Origin of the sequence: Bordetella genomosp. 5 (genome assembly GCF_002261475.1) — a bacterium.
Lineage (GTDB): Bacteria > Pseudomonadota > Gammaproteobacteria > Burkholderiales > Burkholderiaceae_B > Bordetella.
In genome coordinates this window covers 444567-457504 of record NZ_NEVN01000002.1, presented here as the reverse complement: position 1 = coordinate 457504, position 12938 = coordinate 444567, and the positions used below count along the sequence as shown (strand labels likewise).

The 12938-nt window shown below is 66.6% G+C and carries 14 protein-coding genes; 3 read left to right on the top strand and 11 right to left on the bottom strand.

The features are described from left to right. Positions 1-7: 7 nt before the first annotated feature. From CEK29_RS05755 to CEK29_RS05735, 5 genes are all read right to left on the bottom strand, one after another. The gene (locus CEK29_RS05755) at positions 8-1264 is read right to left on the bottom strand and encodes an NADH-quinone oxidoreductase subunit D (protein ID WP_094799621.1); all 1257 of its coding nucleotides are present in this window, start codon (positions 1262-1264) and stop codon (positions 8-10) included. A gap of 2 nt (positions 1265-1266) precedes the next feature. Continuing rightward, a complete protein-coding gene (locus tag CEK29_RS05750) occupies positions 1267-1893 on the bottom strand; it encodes an NADH-quinone oxidoreductase subunit C (RefSeq protein ID WP_170948447.1) in 627 nt (208 codons plus the stop codon). A 79-nt stretch (positions 1894-1972) separates the two neighbouring features. After that, positions 1973-2449, bottom strand: a complete 477-nt coding sequence (locus tag CEK29_RS05745; RefSeq protein ID WP_066132774.1) for a NuoB/complex I 20 kDa subunit family protein — start codon at positions 2447-2449, stop codon at positions 1973-1975. 39 nt (positions 2450-2488) lie between these two features. Beyond that, a complete protein-coding gene (locus CEK29_RS05740) occupies positions 2489-2848 on the bottom strand; it encodes an NADH-quinone oxidoreductase subunit A (protein ID WP_094799623.1) in 360 nt (119 codons plus the stop codon). Positions 2849-3041: 193 nt separating this feature from the next. Then, positions 3042-4139 (bottom strand): porin, encoded by a 1098-nt coding sequence (locus tag CEK29_RS05735; RefSeq protein WP_094857556.1) that lies wholly within the window; start codon positions 4137-4139, stop codon positions 3042-3044. Between the two features lie 336 nt (positions 4140-4475). On the opposite strand from CEK29_RS05735, the gene CEK29_RS05730 reads away from it, so the two are divergent. Genes CEK29_RS05730 through CEK29_RS05720 form a run of 3 tightly spaced genes read left to right on the top strand, consistent with a single transcriptional unit; the run spans position 4476 to position 6009 of the window. Then, entirely contained in the window at positions 4476-5093 is a 618-nt protein-coding gene (locus CEK29_RS05730) for a TetR/AcrR family transcriptional regulator (RefSeq protein ID WP_094857594.1), read from the top strand. Then, positions 5093-5554: a PaaI family thioesterase gene (locus CEK29_RS05725; protein ID WP_094799625.1), complete on the top strand. Its 462-nt coding sequence runs from the start codon at positions 5093-5095 to the stop codon at positions 5552-5554. Before CEK29_RS05730 ends, CEK29_RS05725 begins: the two co-directional genes overlap by 1 nt. Continuing rightward, a complete protein-coding gene (locus CEK29_RS05720; RefSeq protein WP_094799626.1) occupies positions 5551-6009 on the top strand; it encodes an NAD(P)-binding domain-containing protein in 459 nt (152 codons plus the stop codon). Before CEK29_RS05725 ends, CEK29_RS05720 begins: the two co-directional genes overlap by 4 nt. Here CEK29_RS05720 and CEK29_RS05715 read toward each other — a convergent pair. The 6 genes from CEK29_RS05715 to CEK29_RS05690 form a co-directional block, all read right to left on the bottom strand. Continuing rightward, positions 5987-6742, bottom strand: coding sequence for a phosphatase PAP2 family protein (locus CEK29_RS05715; protein WP_094799627.1), 756 nt, complete (start codon positions 6740-6742; stop codon positions 5987-5989). The genes CEK29_RS05720 and CEK29_RS05715 overlap by 23 nt on opposite strands. 30 nt (positions 6743-6772) lie before the next feature. Then, the gene (locus tag CEK29_RS05710) at positions 6773-7585 is read right to left on the bottom strand and encodes a metallophosphoesterase family protein (protein ID WP_094799628.1); all 813 of its coding nucleotides are present in this window, start codon (positions 7583-7585) and stop codon (positions 6773-6775) included. Then, positions 7582-8562: a diacylglycerol/lipid kinase family protein gene (locus CEK29_RS05705; RefSeq protein WP_094799629.1), complete on the bottom strand. Its 981-nt coding sequence runs from the start codon at positions 8560-8562 to the stop codon at positions 7582-7584. The genes CEK29_RS05710 and CEK29_RS05705 overlap by 4 nt, the downstream gene beginning before the upstream one ends. An 87-nt stretch (positions 8563-8649) precedes the next feature. Beyond that, a complete protein-coding gene (locus CEK29_RS05700) occupies positions 8650-9546 on the bottom strand; it encodes a LysR family transcriptional regulator (protein ID WP_094857593.1) in 897 nt (298 codons plus the stop codon). 13 nt (positions 9547-9559) lie between these two features. Next, the gene (locus tag CEK29_RS05695) at positions 9560-12061 is read right to left on the bottom strand and encodes a branched-chain amino acid ABC transporter ATP-binding protein/permease (protein WP_094857555.1); all 2502 of its coding nucleotides are present in this window, start codon (positions 12059-12061) and stop codon (positions 9560-9562) included. Continuing rightward, positions 12058-12936 (bottom strand): branched-chain amino acid ABC transporter permease, encoded by an 879-nt coding sequence (locus tag CEK29_RS05690; RefSeq protein ID WP_094799631.1) that lies wholly within the window; start codon positions 12934-12936, stop codon positions 12058-12060. The genes CEK29_RS05695 and CEK29_RS05690 overlap by 4 nt, the downstream gene beginning before the upstream one ends. Between the last annotated feature and the right edge of the window lie 2 nt (positions 12937-12938).

Below are 12938 nucleotides of genomic sequence, written 5' to 3'. Positions count from 1 at the left end.
TGACGGATCAGCGGTCGATCTCGCCGAAAACGATGTCCTGCGTACCGATGATGGTCACGGCGTCGGCGATCATGTGGCCGCGAGCCATTTCGTCCAGCGATTGCAGGTGAGCAAAGCCAGGCGCCCGAATCTTCAGGCGGTAGGGTTTGTTGGCACCGTCCGACACCATGTAGATGCCGAACTCGCCCTTCGGGTGTTCCACCGCGGCGTAAGACTCGCCCGGCGGCACGTGGAAACCTTCGGTGAAGAGCTTGAAGTGGTGAATCAGCTCTTCCATGTTGGTTTTCATGGCGGTGCGGCTGGGCGGTGCGACCTTGTGGTTCTCGACCATGACGGGGCCGGGATTGTTGCGCAGCCACTCGATGCACTGGCGGATGATGCGGTTGCTCTCGCGCAACTCGGCCACGCGGACCAGGTAGCGGTCGTAGCAGTCGCCGTTCACGCCCACGGGCACGTCGAAATCCATCAGATCGTAGACTTCGTAAGGCTGGGTCTTGCGCAGATCCCAGGCCACGCCCGAACCACGCAGCATCGGGCCGGTGAAGCCCAGGGCCTTGGCGCGATCGGGATCGACCACGCCGATGCCCACCAGACGTTGCTTCCAGATGCGGTTGTCGGTCAGCAGCGTTTCGTATTCGTCGACACAGGCCGGGAAACGATTGGTGAAGTCTTCGATGAAGTCGAGCAGCGAACCCGAACGGGCGTCGTTCATGACGCGCAGTTCCTTGTCGCCACGGTACTTGCTGCTTTCGCCGTACTGCGACATCGTTTCGGGCAGGTCGCGGTAGACACCGCCCGGACGATAGTAGGCCGCGTGCATGCGCGCGCCCGAGACGGCTTCGTAGCAGTCCATCAGGTCTTCGCGTTCGCGGAAGGCATAGAGGAACACCGCCATCGCGCCCACGTCGAGGGCGTGCGAGCCGAGCGACATCAGGTGATTCAGGATGCGGGTGATCTCATCGAACATCACACGGATGTACTGCGCACGCAGCGGCGCTTCGATGCCCAGCAGCTTCTCGATGGCCATGACATACGCGTGCTCGTTGCACATCATGGACACGTAGTCCAGGCGATCCATGTAGGGCAGCGCCTGGATGTAGGTCTTGTGTTCGGCCAGCTTTTCGGTGGCGCGGTGCAGCAGGCCGATATGGGGATCGGCGCGCTGGATCACTTCGCCGTCGAGCTCGAGCACCAGGCGCAGCACGCCGTGCGCGGCCGGATGCTGAGGGCCGAAGTTGAGCGTGTAGTTCTTGATTTCTGCCATGATTAACGCCCCATGCCGTAAGAGTCTTCACGCACCACCCGCGGCGTGATTTCACGCGGATCGATGGTGACCGGCTGGTAAATGACGCGCTTCTGTTCGGGGTCGTAGCGCATTTCGACGGTGCCCGACAGCGGGAAGTCTTTGCGGAACGGGTGGCCGATGAAACCGTAGTCGGTCAGGATGCGGCGCAGGTCGGGATGGCCTTCGAACACGATGCCGTAGAGGTCGAACGCTTCGCGCTCGTACCAGTTGACGCCGGGCCAGCACTCGAGCAGCGACGAGACCATCGGGAACTCGTCGTCGGCGGCGAAGGTGCGCACGCGCAGGCGCCAGTTGTGTTCGATGGAGATCAGATGGATCACCACCGCGAAACGGCCGCGCTGCGGGCCGGCCTTGTCGTCGGCTTGCGCGGCGCGCGAGCCATTACCCCAGGTGAGGTAATCGACGCCACACAGGTCGAGACAGCTTTCGAAATGCAGCGACGGCTCGGTACGCAGCTTGTTGCACACCGTGAGCCATTGGTCGGCCGCAACTTCGAGCGTGAGCTCGCCGATGTGTTCGGTCAGGGCGATATCCTGGCCGAGCGTGGCTTGCAAATTGTTTTTCAGGGTTTCGAGCCTGGTCATCATCTTGTACGCATAGGTAAACCGATACACTGCTTCGCCGCGCGCAGGCAGGCCTCAGCCCGCCGCGCTGTCCGCGGACGAATCAGCGCGCAATCGTGTTGGTCAGGCGGATCTTGTTCTGCATTTGCAGCAGACCATAGACCAGCGCCTCGGCGGTGGGCGGACAACCCGGCACGTAGACGTCGACAGGCACGATGCGGTCGCAGCCACGCACCACCGAATACGAGTAGTGGTAGTAACCGCCGCCATTGGCACAGGAGCCCATGGAAACCACCCAGCGCGGCTCGGGCATCTGGTCATAGACCTTGCGCAGTGCCGGGGCCATCTTGTTGCACAGCGTGCCAGCCACGATCATCAAATCGGACTGACGCGGACTCGGGCGGAAGATGATGCCGAATTGGTCGAGGTCGTAGCGGGCCGCGCCCGCGTGCATCATCTCGACCGCGCAACAGGCCAGACCGAAGGTCATGGGCCACATCGAACCGGTCTTGGCCCAGTTGATGAACTTGTCGGCGCTGGTGGTGATGAAGCCTTGCTTGAGAATGCCGTCAATTGCCATATTCGTCTCTGCTAGCGTGCCAGAAGGATGCGAGGTGCATCACTCCCAATCCAGCGCGCCCTTTTTCCATTCGTAGATGAAGCCGACCGTCAGCACGGCGAGGAAAACCATGACCGTCCAGAAGCCGACGAGGCCCACGGTGCCCTGTGCGATCGCCCACGGGAACAAAAAGGCGATTTCCAGATCGAACAGGATGAAGAGGATGGCCACGAGGTAGTAGCGCACGTCGAACTTCATACGCGCGTCTTCGAAGGCCTCGAAACCGCACTCGTAGGGCGAGAGCTTTTGAGGATCCGGACGCCGCGGTCCGAGCAAGGAACCTGCCGTGATCAGCGCGAAGCCAATTGCTGTGGCCACTGCGATAAACAGCAGGACGGGAAAATACTGTTGCAGATTCATTCAGACGTCCGTCAAAAGCGCAAACCTTCAGATTGTAGCATTTGCGCGGTTACTCTCGGCTGAACTCTACGCCTTGAATTCAGTGTTCCAACAATGAAAAAGCCACCCTTTCGGGTGGCTTTTTTCACGGACAGGGCGAAGGACTGTCCGTGCGCTTTTTGGTCACACAGCGAGGCTTGCGCCCCACCCGTGATTAGAAGCGGTGGCGAACGCCCACGCCCACGGCGGTGCTCTTAGCATCGTCGATGAACAGTGCGTTCTTGGCGTACGAACCGTAAGCGTACAGGTTGGTGCGCTTGGACAGGTCGTAGGTGTAACCCAGCGAGAAGACGTTCGAGGTCGAATCGCCGCCGGTCAGGTTGTCGTTGCTCGGGTCGATACGCTGCCACGAACCGAACAGGCTCGAAGCACCGCCGATCGGGGCCGACAGGCCGACCATGTAGCTGTTGGCCTTGAAGCCGTCAGCGAACGAGTACGTCGGGTAGGACGTGGTGCCCGGGACGCCGCCGGTGGGGGCGCCAGGACCTTGACCAGCGAACCAGCCGTCGGTCGTGCGAGCGTAGGCCAGAGCCAGCTTCACGACTTCGAAGTCGTAGCTACCGCCAACAGCCCACGAACGCGGCGTTGCGCCTTCGTCGCTGCTGTGAACGGGGTTCAGTTGGTCGAACGTGGCAGCGATGTTCAGCGGGCCGTTAACGTAGCGCAGACCGGTGGTGATGCCGCGGACGTTGTCGTTCGTGGCGAAGTTGCCCGAACCAGCGACGTTGAACGAGTAGCCAGCACCGAACTGGAAGCCGCTGAACGACGGGGTCTGATACATGACCATGTTGTCGTAGCGGTTGGTGTTGGCAGCGCTGAAGGCGTGGCCGATGTTGGCTTGTGCGAAGCCGGCGCCGAACGGATCGATCGAGCCGAAGTACTTCGACGCGATGTTGGTTTGGCGACCGAAGTCGATTTGACCCCAGGAGTCGCTGGCCAGACCGACGGTAGCTTGACGACCGAACAGGCGGCCACCTTGGGCGGAGTTACCAGTGCTCGAATCGAAGCCCGACTCGAGTTGGAACACGGCGCGCAGGCCATCACCCAGATCTTCACGACCACGCAGACCCCAGCGCGAACCGTTTTGCACGCCGTTGATCATGCCGACGCGGCTGTGCTTGTAGCCATCGATGTCGAGCTTGTTGTAGCCGATACCGGTGTCGATGATGCCGTACAGCGTGACCGACGTTTCCGCCTGGGCAACACCGGCGAAACCGGCGAGCAGGGCGGCAGCGAGCAGAGTCTTTTTCATTTAAGAAATCTCCGTTGATTTGAGTGACAAAGAGCAGCAACACAGCAAATTCTGGCCTGCCGCCCCCCTAACTCCGCGAAGGGAAGTTGACGCTATTGCATCAAAAATCCCGTGGACTGGCTATGGTCAGGGCCAGAAAACTCGCGCTTTACAGCAGCATTGTTGGGAACTTGCAACATCCCGTCCCCCTTACTTCATAGAGCCACCGGGCTAACCCTAGGCAACGCTCGTCCGACTTTTTAGCTCACAAGCCGCTGGCGGGAAAATCCTCGTATGCTGATAACGCTGTTATCGCCTGATATCAACGCTATGAAAATGGCGCGCCCGACGGATCCCATGAATACGCCTCCCTCCCCGCCCACGCCACGCGCCGACCGCATCACCGCCCTGCGCCGCCGGATCATTCTGGATGCGGCCGAGCGGGTGTTCGGCCGCGACGGGCTCGAAGCCACGACCATCCGCGCCATCGCCAAGGAAGCGGGATGCACGACCGGCGCGATCTACCCGTGGTTCGACGGCAAGGAGGCCATCTACGGCGAATTGCTGGCCGAGTCACTCGACCGTCTGCATGGCTACTTGTCCGATGCGCTGCAGGCCAGCCCAGGTCCGCAGGCCGCGCGCGGCGTGGTGCGGGCGTTCTTCGGCTACTACGCGGATCGTCCCACCGATTTTTCGCTCGGGCTCTATCTCTATCGCGGCCTGGCGCCGCATGGGCTGGGCCGCGAGATGGACGGGCGCCTGAATGCCCGCCTGAGTCAGTGTGTGGCGTTGCTGGGCCAGGGTCTCGCGCGCACGCGCGACTGGCCCGCGCCGCGCGTGGCGCTCGAACAGATGACGACCTTCACGTACCTGATGGGTCTGCTGCTTCTGCACCACACCCGCCGCCTGAAATCCCTCGATCAGCACGCCGAAACGCTGCTGGATCATTACTGCACGAGCCTGGAGCAACGCTGATGGACAGCCCCCGCACCGCCCCCTCGCCTGCCGCAGAGCCTGCCTCGCCGGTGGCCCGCATCACGCCGGCCGAGTTTGCCGTGTTGTTGCGCGATCAACATCCGTTCTCGGCGGTGCTGGGCATCGAGGTGACGGAGATCGGCCCTGGCACGGCGCGCGCCATCCTGCCGCCGCGGCCGACGCATCAGCGGCTGGGCGGCGTGGTGGCCGGTCCGATGCTCATGAGCCTGGCCGATCTCGTGACCTACGCCGCGGTGGTGGGCGCCACGGGCGAGCCCGGCGCCGTCACGACCAGCCTGACGATCAATTTCTTGCGTGGCAGCCCCGCGGGCGCCATCGTGGCGGATGCGCGTCTGCTGAAGGTGGGCCGCCTGTGCGTGGGCGAAGCCACGTTGCATGCGCCGGACGACGACACCCCGCTCGCCCACGTGGTGAGCACCTGGTCGGTGCCTCGCTCATGAGCGCCCTCCGTCCATTCCAGGCACCCGACGGCTTCCTCGTTGCGCACGGCGTGAGCGTGATCGGTCTCGACGAAGCGGGCTGCGCGGCCGCACGGCAGGTGGCGGCCAGCCGCCCCGACCTGCCGCTCACGGTGTATGACCGCGACGGCGCGCGCTGCGAGGCGTTTCGCGGGCTCGCCACCCTGGCGCTCTCGGTGGAAGAGGCCTTGCGCGAGTCGGACGTGATCGTGCTGGCCCTGCGCGATGGTCACGAGGTGGACCGCACGCTGGCGCGCTACAGCGATGGTGCGGTCAATGCCGATCTGGCGGGCAAGCTCGTCATCGACCTGCATCCGCTCGACGCGCAGTGGGCGCAAAGGCTGGCCCACGCGCTGCGCAGCGCGGGCGCCGGCTACGCGACGCCCGCGCCGGATCCCGCGGGTTGGCTGGCGCTTATCGGGCGGCCCGGAGCCTGAGCGCGCGTTCGGTGCCGGCCACGCACACCGCCAGCCACAACGCGCTTACCGCAAAGCCGGCGGCAACGTCGCTCAGGAAGTGCACCTGCAGGAGCACGCGGCTCACGCCGATCGCGGCGATCAGCACCGCCGTGCCGGCCACGCAGACCACGCGCCAGCGCGGGGCCAGCGCCCGCAGCAGCAGGTAGCAGGAGAATCCATACACGGCCATCGCCGCGGAGGCATGACCGCTCGGAAAACTCCAGCCCGAGGCCTCGACGAAGCCATGCGTGTGCTCGGGTCGAACGCGCTCGAAGGTGTGCTTGAGAATCCAGTTGAGCGCGCCGCCCCCGGCCATGGCGGCCACGCCGCCCGCCGCCAGGATGAACCGACGCCGCCAGAGCAAGCCGAGGACGATGGCGATCGCCAGCACCGTGAGCAGATTGCGGTCGCCGAAATGCGTGAACCACGACATCAGCCACAGCAACGCGGTGGGCATGGCGAGGCTGAGCGCCTGGGCCAGCGCCACATCGAAGACGACGAGCCCGCCCTCCTGGCGCACCGCCAGCGCGAGCCCGAAAAACACCAGGCCGGCCACGCCGGCCATGGCAAGAAAGACGCCGGTGCGACGACGCCCGGTCGGCAGGCCGATCAGCAATTGCCAGGCGGCCGCGGCCGCGAGACCGCCCAGCGCCGGGACGCCCAACAGGATCAACCAGGGATGGGCCGCGACCCAGATAGCGTATTCGTTCATTCAGTATCGACCCGTAGGGCCGCCCGGGGTTCAGTCCGGGCGATGCAAAATCAGCGGATGGGCCGCCGCACGGGCGAACGCCTCGGTGGCGGCGTCGAAGTCCCAACGCTCGACCATGCAGGCGTCGGCCTGCTCGTCGCCGGCGTATTCGATCAGGTTGAGCGAATTGGGCACGCTGCCCCGCACACGCCAGGACGTGGCCGTGCCGGCCTGCACGGCCCAGGCGCCGCGCCCCTTCTGACCTTGCGATCCGAACAGCGGCACGACGTATGGCAGGTGGATGTGCCCGCCCAGGATCAGGTCAACGCCCGCATCGACCCAGGCCGGTACGGCCCGCTCGCGACCGATCAGCAGGTTGGCCGTGTCGCTCTCTTCGACCGCGCGCACCGGATGGTGCATGAGCACGATGCGCAGCTGGCCCCGCCGTGCGCCGCGCAGGCGTTGCGCCACGCGCTGCACCTGGTCGGCCGACACCTCACCATCCTTGTGACGATGCGGCCGCGTGCTGTTGACGCCGATGGCGAGCACCTGATCGTTGTCGAACACCGGCTCGAGCGTCGCACCGAGCGCGCGCCGATAGTTGCCATAGGGATTGAGCAGGCGCGCAAAGAGATTGTAGAGCGGCATGTCGTGGTTGCCGGGCACCGCCAGGACCGGCCGGCCAAGGCTCTGCACGAAGGTGCGCGCCAGCGCGAACTGGTGACGTCGTGCGCGCTGCGTGATGTCGCCTCCCAGCAGCACCACTTCGGGCTGCCATTCGGCGACCAGCCGTTGCACGGCTTTCACCACGGGTTCGACAGTCGTGCCGAAATGCGTATCCGATATATGCAACAACCGGGTCATGCCGGCTCCAGCCGCTGTTCGGGCGGCGGCACCAGCAGAGGCAGGCGATCACGCGCCACTTCGAAGACCAGCGGCGTCTGCAACCAGGTGATTTCGCCGTCCATGGCGACCTTCACCTTGCGCACCTTGCGTCCCAGCCCGATGCTGAGCTTGTCGAACGCAAAGCTGATGACCTGGTCGGCTTCGCCGAGCCGGCTGAACAGCCCGCTAAGCAACAGACCATACAAGGCCAGCGTGCCGACGGGCCGAACCGTCATGGCCACCAGCTTGCCCTGGCGCGTGGCCGGCGCTTCGGCGATGCCGATGCGCTCGAGCTGCAGGGTGTTGTTGCCGACCACGACCGTGGGCGTGCGCAGCAGACGCTCTTCGCCATCGCGTTCGAGCGTGATGCGCAACTGGCGATGCGGCCGGAACAGGGTGACCAGGCCCGACCAGAGCGCCACCAGGCGGCTGCGGCCATAGCGCTGCTTATAGGCCTCGCGGTCTTCGAGCAACTGCGGGTAGAGACCCACGCTGGCGTTGATCAGGAAGGCATTGCCGTTGAGCATGCCCACCTGCACCTCTTCGATGCGGGCCTCGAGCAGCGCCCGGGTCGCGGCCTCGGTGTCTTGCGAGATGCCATGCGCCCGGCCGAAGAAGTTGAACGTGCCCTGCGGCAGGATGCCGAACGGCACGCCCGAGCCGAGCACCACACTGGCGACCGCGTTGAGCGTGCCGTCGCCGCCGGCCGCGACCACCACGCCGTTTTCGGCCCGCGCCGCCTCGAGGGCTTCGCGCGCCGCCTTCGGCAGCTCGGCGCCCGAGTCGATGGCGATGATCCGATGGCGGCGTCCGGCCTCGTCGAGGATGCGCGAGATCGTCTCGCGCGTGACCGAGGCGTCTTCGCGACCGGATCCGGTGTTGAGGACGATGAAGAAGGGTTCGTTGCCGCTCAGGGAGCGGGCCGGCGCTGAGCCGGTCGGCAGGGCTTGTGTCATGAACCTAAAATAGCGTGCCCCTGCGCCACCCGCAAGCCGCGGACGGGTCTGGCGAGGCTTCGGCATGCCATCGAGATGCAAACGGCGCTACGGGATGTGACAAGGCGCCGTGAAGTCCAGGCTCGCCAGCACGGCCGCCTGCATTTTTTGCACCAGCGCTCGCGCATCGTCGCGCCGGTACTGCACGCTGTACGGCAACGCGGCCGGCGCGGGATCGCTGGTCAGCACATGCAGCCGGCCCTGCGCCTGCAAGGCCTGCGCCCACTGCCGCGGCAGCAGCCCGATGCCGGCGCCTTCGATCAGCATGCCGACAATGGCGCCCCAGTTGTTGCAGGACAGCCGTTGCTCGGCCGGCCCGAGACTGTCGAGCCAGGGTTCGAGGACCCGGTGCGTGCCGGCACCATCCGGCAAGGTGATGAGCGGACTCTGCCGCAGCAGCTCGGAGGTGAGCACGTTGGCATCGCCCACCAGCCGCGGCGCGCCGACCCAGGCGAATGCCGCCTCGCCGGCCGGCACCGAGACGATGCCGCTGCGGGAGGAACGTCCGGCGATCACGGCGAAATCGAGTTCGCCGTCGGCCACGCGGCGCTCGAGCACCTGGCCGATATCCACGTAAGGCTCGAGCGCCAAGGCCGGATAGGCTTGGCGCACACGCCCGATGAAAGCCGGCAACCAGGTCAGCGCGCTGAGCTCGCCCACGCCGAAACGGCAGCGGCCCGCGAGCTCGTGCTGCGCGGCCATCGAGGCGCGGATGCCATCGGCCGAGGCGAGCAGGTCGCGCGCCTGCGGCACCAGGCGTTCCCCGGCCGACGTCAGCACCGCCCTATGGCCGGAGCGGTCGAACAGAACCTGACCGAGGGCTTCCTCGAGCTCGCCGATGCGCTTGGACAGCGAAGAGACCGACAGATGGAGGCGATCGGCCGCCACCGCGAAACTCGCGCAAGTGGCGGCCCAGTAAAAGGCTTCGAGCTGTTTGAGCGTCATCCGCCGATTGTAGTCAGGCGTGACCGCCCAGGTAGGCATTGGCCAATTCGTCGTTCGCCGCGATCTCCGCCGCCGAGCCCTGCGCCACGACATGTCCGCCTTCGACGACGTAGGCGCGATCCGCCAGCGCCAGGGCCAGGCCCGCCATCTGATCGACCAGCAGGATCGTCATGTTTTCGTTGCGCAGCCGGTCGAGGGCGGAGAAGAGCTCGGCGATCACCTTGGGCGCGAGCCCGAGCGAGGGCTCGTCCAGCAGCAGCACGCGCGGCCGGCTCATGAGCCCGCGCGCCACGGCCAGCATCTGCTGCTCACCGCCCGACAGCAGGCCCGCGCGCTGGTGCAGGCGCTCGCGCAGGCGCGGGAACCGCTGCAGCATGCTCTCGACGCGGGCCTCGCGATCGCGCGGGTCCAGGAAGGCGCCGAGCCGGATGTTGTCGAGCACCGACAGCTCGGGGAACACCTGCCGGCCCTCGGGCACGAGCACCAGACCCAGGCCGACGATGTCCTCGGCCGCCCTGCCCTCGAGCTCGTGACCATCGATATGCATCGCGCCGGACTGGCTGCGGTGCAGGCCCGCGAGCGTGCGCATCAGCGTGGATTTGCCCGCGCCGTTGGCGCCCAGCAGCGCGACCATCTCGCCGGCCCGGACCTGCAGGCTGATGCCGTGCAACACCGGTTCGGCGCCATAGCCCGCCACCAGGTCGGCGACGCCGAGCAGCTCCGGTCCGGCCGGGCGCGGTTCGCGCTGCACGGGCGCCTGGGCCTCGAGCGACTCGCCCAGATAGGCCTGCTTCACGGCGGGGTCGTTCTGCACCTGCGCCGGCGTACCCACGGCAAGACGCCGCCCCGCATCGAGCACGACCAGTTGATCGGAAATCGCCATGACGAGCGCCATGTCGTGCTCGACCAGCGCCACGCCCACGCCGGCGTCGGCGATGCGACGCAACAGCGCGGCGAGCCTGTCCTTGTCCTCGCGCGACAGGCCGGCGGCCGGCTCGTCGAGCAGCAGCACGTCGGGATCGGTGGCGAGGGCCCGCGCGATCTCGACCAGCCGGCGGTCGACGTGCGCCAGACCGGCGGCCGGCAGCACCGGCGAGCCGGTGTAGCCGCAGAACGCCAGCAGTGCGCGCGCCTGGGCGCGGGCGGCGTCGCCATGGAATCGGCCCGCGGAAAACAGACCGCCCAGGCGCCCTCGTCCCATGGCGAGCACCACGTTGTCTTCGACGCTGAGGGTGCCGAACAGTTGCGAGGTCTGGTAGGTGCGGGCGATACCGGCGCGCGATATGCGGAAGGCGGGCAGCCCGGCCAGGGCCTGCGAACCCAGCGTGAATCCGCCGGCGGACGGCCGGTAGAAGCCGCTCATCATATTGAGTGCGGTCGTCTTGCCGGCACCGTTGGGGCCGATCAGGCTCGTCACGGCGGCTTCCGGCACGCTCATCGACAGATCGCTCACGGCTCGCACGCCACCGAAGGTGATGCCCAGCCCCTGCGCCGACAGCACGGCGCGCGGACGGCGCGGCAACGACACGGCCTCGGTGGCGGCGGCGGCGGCGGCGGCGGCCCCCGGTGCCGCCGCGGCGGCGCCCAGACCGGCCCGGCGCACGATCTGGCGCCACAGCCCGACCGCGCCATCCGGCGCGACCCACAGGACCAGCAGCAGCAAGGCACCGAAGAACAGCAGGCGATAGGCTTCGAGCGAAGCCAGCAACTCGGGCAGCACGCCGACGATGAGCGCGCCGATGATCGGGCCCGCGACGGTGCCCGCGCCGCCCACGATCACCACCAGCACGAACAGAATGGACTGCATGAAGCCGAAGGTCTCGGCCGTGACGAAGCTCGAGAGCGGGGCGAACAGGCCGCCCGCCAGCCCTGCCGCGGCGGCCGACAGCGTGAAGGCCACCGTCTTGATGACGAGCGGGTTCAGACCGATGGAGTGTGCGGCCGTCTCGCTGTCGTTCACGGCGCGCATCGCGGCGCCCCAACTGCCGCGCGCCAGCAGCGCGTAGCCCACCAGCACCAGCGTCGCCGTGATGATCGCAATGATCGCGACGGTCTGCTCCGGTCCCAGGCCGGCCCACAGCTGCGGCGGCAGGATACCCATGATGCCGCTCTGCCCGCCGGTGAGATCGCGCATCTCGACCGCGGCGTGCTGCACGATGAAGGCGAAGGCGATCGTGATCATTGCCAGGTAGGGCCCCTTCACCCGCAGCGCCGGCAATGCGAGCAAGGCGCCCAGCGCGGCGGCGAGCAGCGTCCCGGCGGCCCAGGCCGGCCAGAAGCTCCAGCCTGCCTTGGTCGTGAGGATCGCCACGGTATAGGCGCCGATCGCATAAAAACCGATGTGCCCGAACGAGACCTGGCCGGTCAGGCCGAGCAGCACGTTCAGGCCGATGCCGACAATCGCGATGAGCGCGATGTTGGCGAGCACGAAGACGTAGTAACTGTTGAGCGTGAGCGCCAGCACGATCGCCAGCGACACGAGCGCGGCACCCGCCGCAAAGGATTTGGCGTTCATACTTTCTTGACCTCCGCCCGTCCGAACAGGCCGTTGGGCCTTGCGGCCAACACCGCGATGACCAGGGCGAATGTGATGATCTGCGTGTAGCCCGAGCCGAGGGTGACGGTGACGAGCGCTTCGGCCAGGCCGAAGATCAGGCCCGCGAGCATGACGCCCCAGGCGCTGCTGATGCCGCCGAGGATGGCGACCGCGAAGGCCTTCAGGCCGAACAGCGTGCCCATGTCGGCGGTCACGTGAAACAGCGGCGCGATCAGGATGCCGGCGATGCCGGCGAACAGCGTCGAGACGGCAAAGGCCGCGGCGACGGCGCGCTTGATCGGAATGCCCATCAGGCGCGCCGCGTCTCGGTTCTGCACCACGGCCAGCAGCGCGATGCCCCAGCGGGTGCGGCGCGCCACCAGATGCAGCGCGGCCGCGAACGCCAGACCCAGCAGCGGGATCAGCAATTGCAGCGGGTACACCCCCAGCCCGAGCCCGGCGACTTCGATCGGCGACACCGCCAGCGGCGAAGGCAGACTGCGCGGCTCCTTGCCGAAGGTGTGCATCACCACGTTGTCGAGCACGATGCCCAGGGCCACGGTGGACATCAGCCAGGCATTGGAGCCTCGCGATGCGAACGGCCGCACCGCGACGAACTCGACAATCAAGCCATAGAGCGCGCAGCAGATCAGCGCCAGCAGGATGGCCGGCGCCATGCCCCAGCCCAGGGTCTGGGCGAAGGTGAAGCACAGCACCGCACCCAGCATCATCGAGCTGCCCTGCGCGAAGTTGACGGTCCCGGAGACCGAATAGGTGATGTGGAATCCCAGCGCCATGAGGCCGTACATACTGCCCAGGCCCAGGCCGCTGATCAGCGCCGCCAGCAACTGCATGG

Bases quoted from the DNA above. Each gene is read 5' to 3' on its own strand.
- CEK29_RS05750 (WP_170948447.1), bottom strand. From the start codon at position 1,893: ATGATGACCAGGCTCGAAACCCTGAAAAACAATTTGCAAGCCACGCTC.
- CEK29_RS05725 (WP_094799625.1), top strand. From the start codon at position 5,093: ATGGACAGCCCCCGCACCGCCCCCTCGCCTGCCGCAGAGCCTGCCTCG.
- CEK29_RS05690 (WP_094799631.1), bottom strand. From the start codon at position 12,936: ATGCAGTTGCTGGCGGCGCTGATCAGCGGCCTGGGCCTGGGCAGTATG.
- CEK29_RS05730 (WP_094857594.1), top strand. From the start codon at position 4,476: ATGAATACGCCTCCCTCCCCGCCCACGCCACGCGCCGACCGCATCACC.
- CEK29_RS05705 (WP_094799629.1), bottom strand. From the start codon at position 8,562: ATGACACAAGCCCTGCCGACCGGCTCAGCGCCGGCCCGCTCCCTGAGC.
- CEK29_RS05740 (WP_094799623.1), bottom strand. From the start codon at position 2,848: ATGAATCTGCAACAGTATTTTCCCGTCCTGCTGTTTATCGCAGTGGCC.
- CEK29_RS05745 (WP_066132774.1), bottom strand. From the start codon at position 2,449: ATGGCAATTGACGGCATTCTCAAGCAAGGCTTCATCACCACCAGCGCC.
- CEK29_RS05715 (WP_094799627.1), bottom strand. From the start codon at position 6,742: ATGAACGAATACGCTATCTGGGTCGCGGCCCATCCCTGGTTGATCCTG.
- CEK29_RS05695 (WP_094857555.1), bottom strand. From the start codon at position 12,061: ATGAACGCCAAATCCTTTGCGGCGGGTGCCGCGCTCGTGTCGCTGGCG.
- CEK29_RS05735 (WP_094857556.1), bottom strand. From the start codon at position 4,139: ATGAAAAAGACTCTGCTCGCTGCCGCCCTGCTCGCCGGTTTCGCCGGT.
- CEK29_RS05700 (WP_094857593.1), bottom strand. From the start codon at position 9,546: ATGACGCTCAAACAGCTCGAAGCCTTTTACTGGGCCGCCACTTGCGCG.
- CEK29_RS05720 (WP_094799626.1), top strand. From the start codon at position 5,551: ATGAGCGCCCTCCGTCCATTCCAGGCACCCGACGGCTTCCTCGTTGCG.
- CEK29_RS05710 (WP_094799628.1), bottom strand. From the start codon at position 7,585: ATGACCCGGTTGTTGCATATATCGGATACGCATTTCGGCACGACTGTC.
- CEK29_RS05755 (WP_094799621.1), bottom strand. From the start codon at position 1,264: ATGGCAGAAATCAAGAACTACACGCTCAACTTCGGCCCTCAGCATCCG.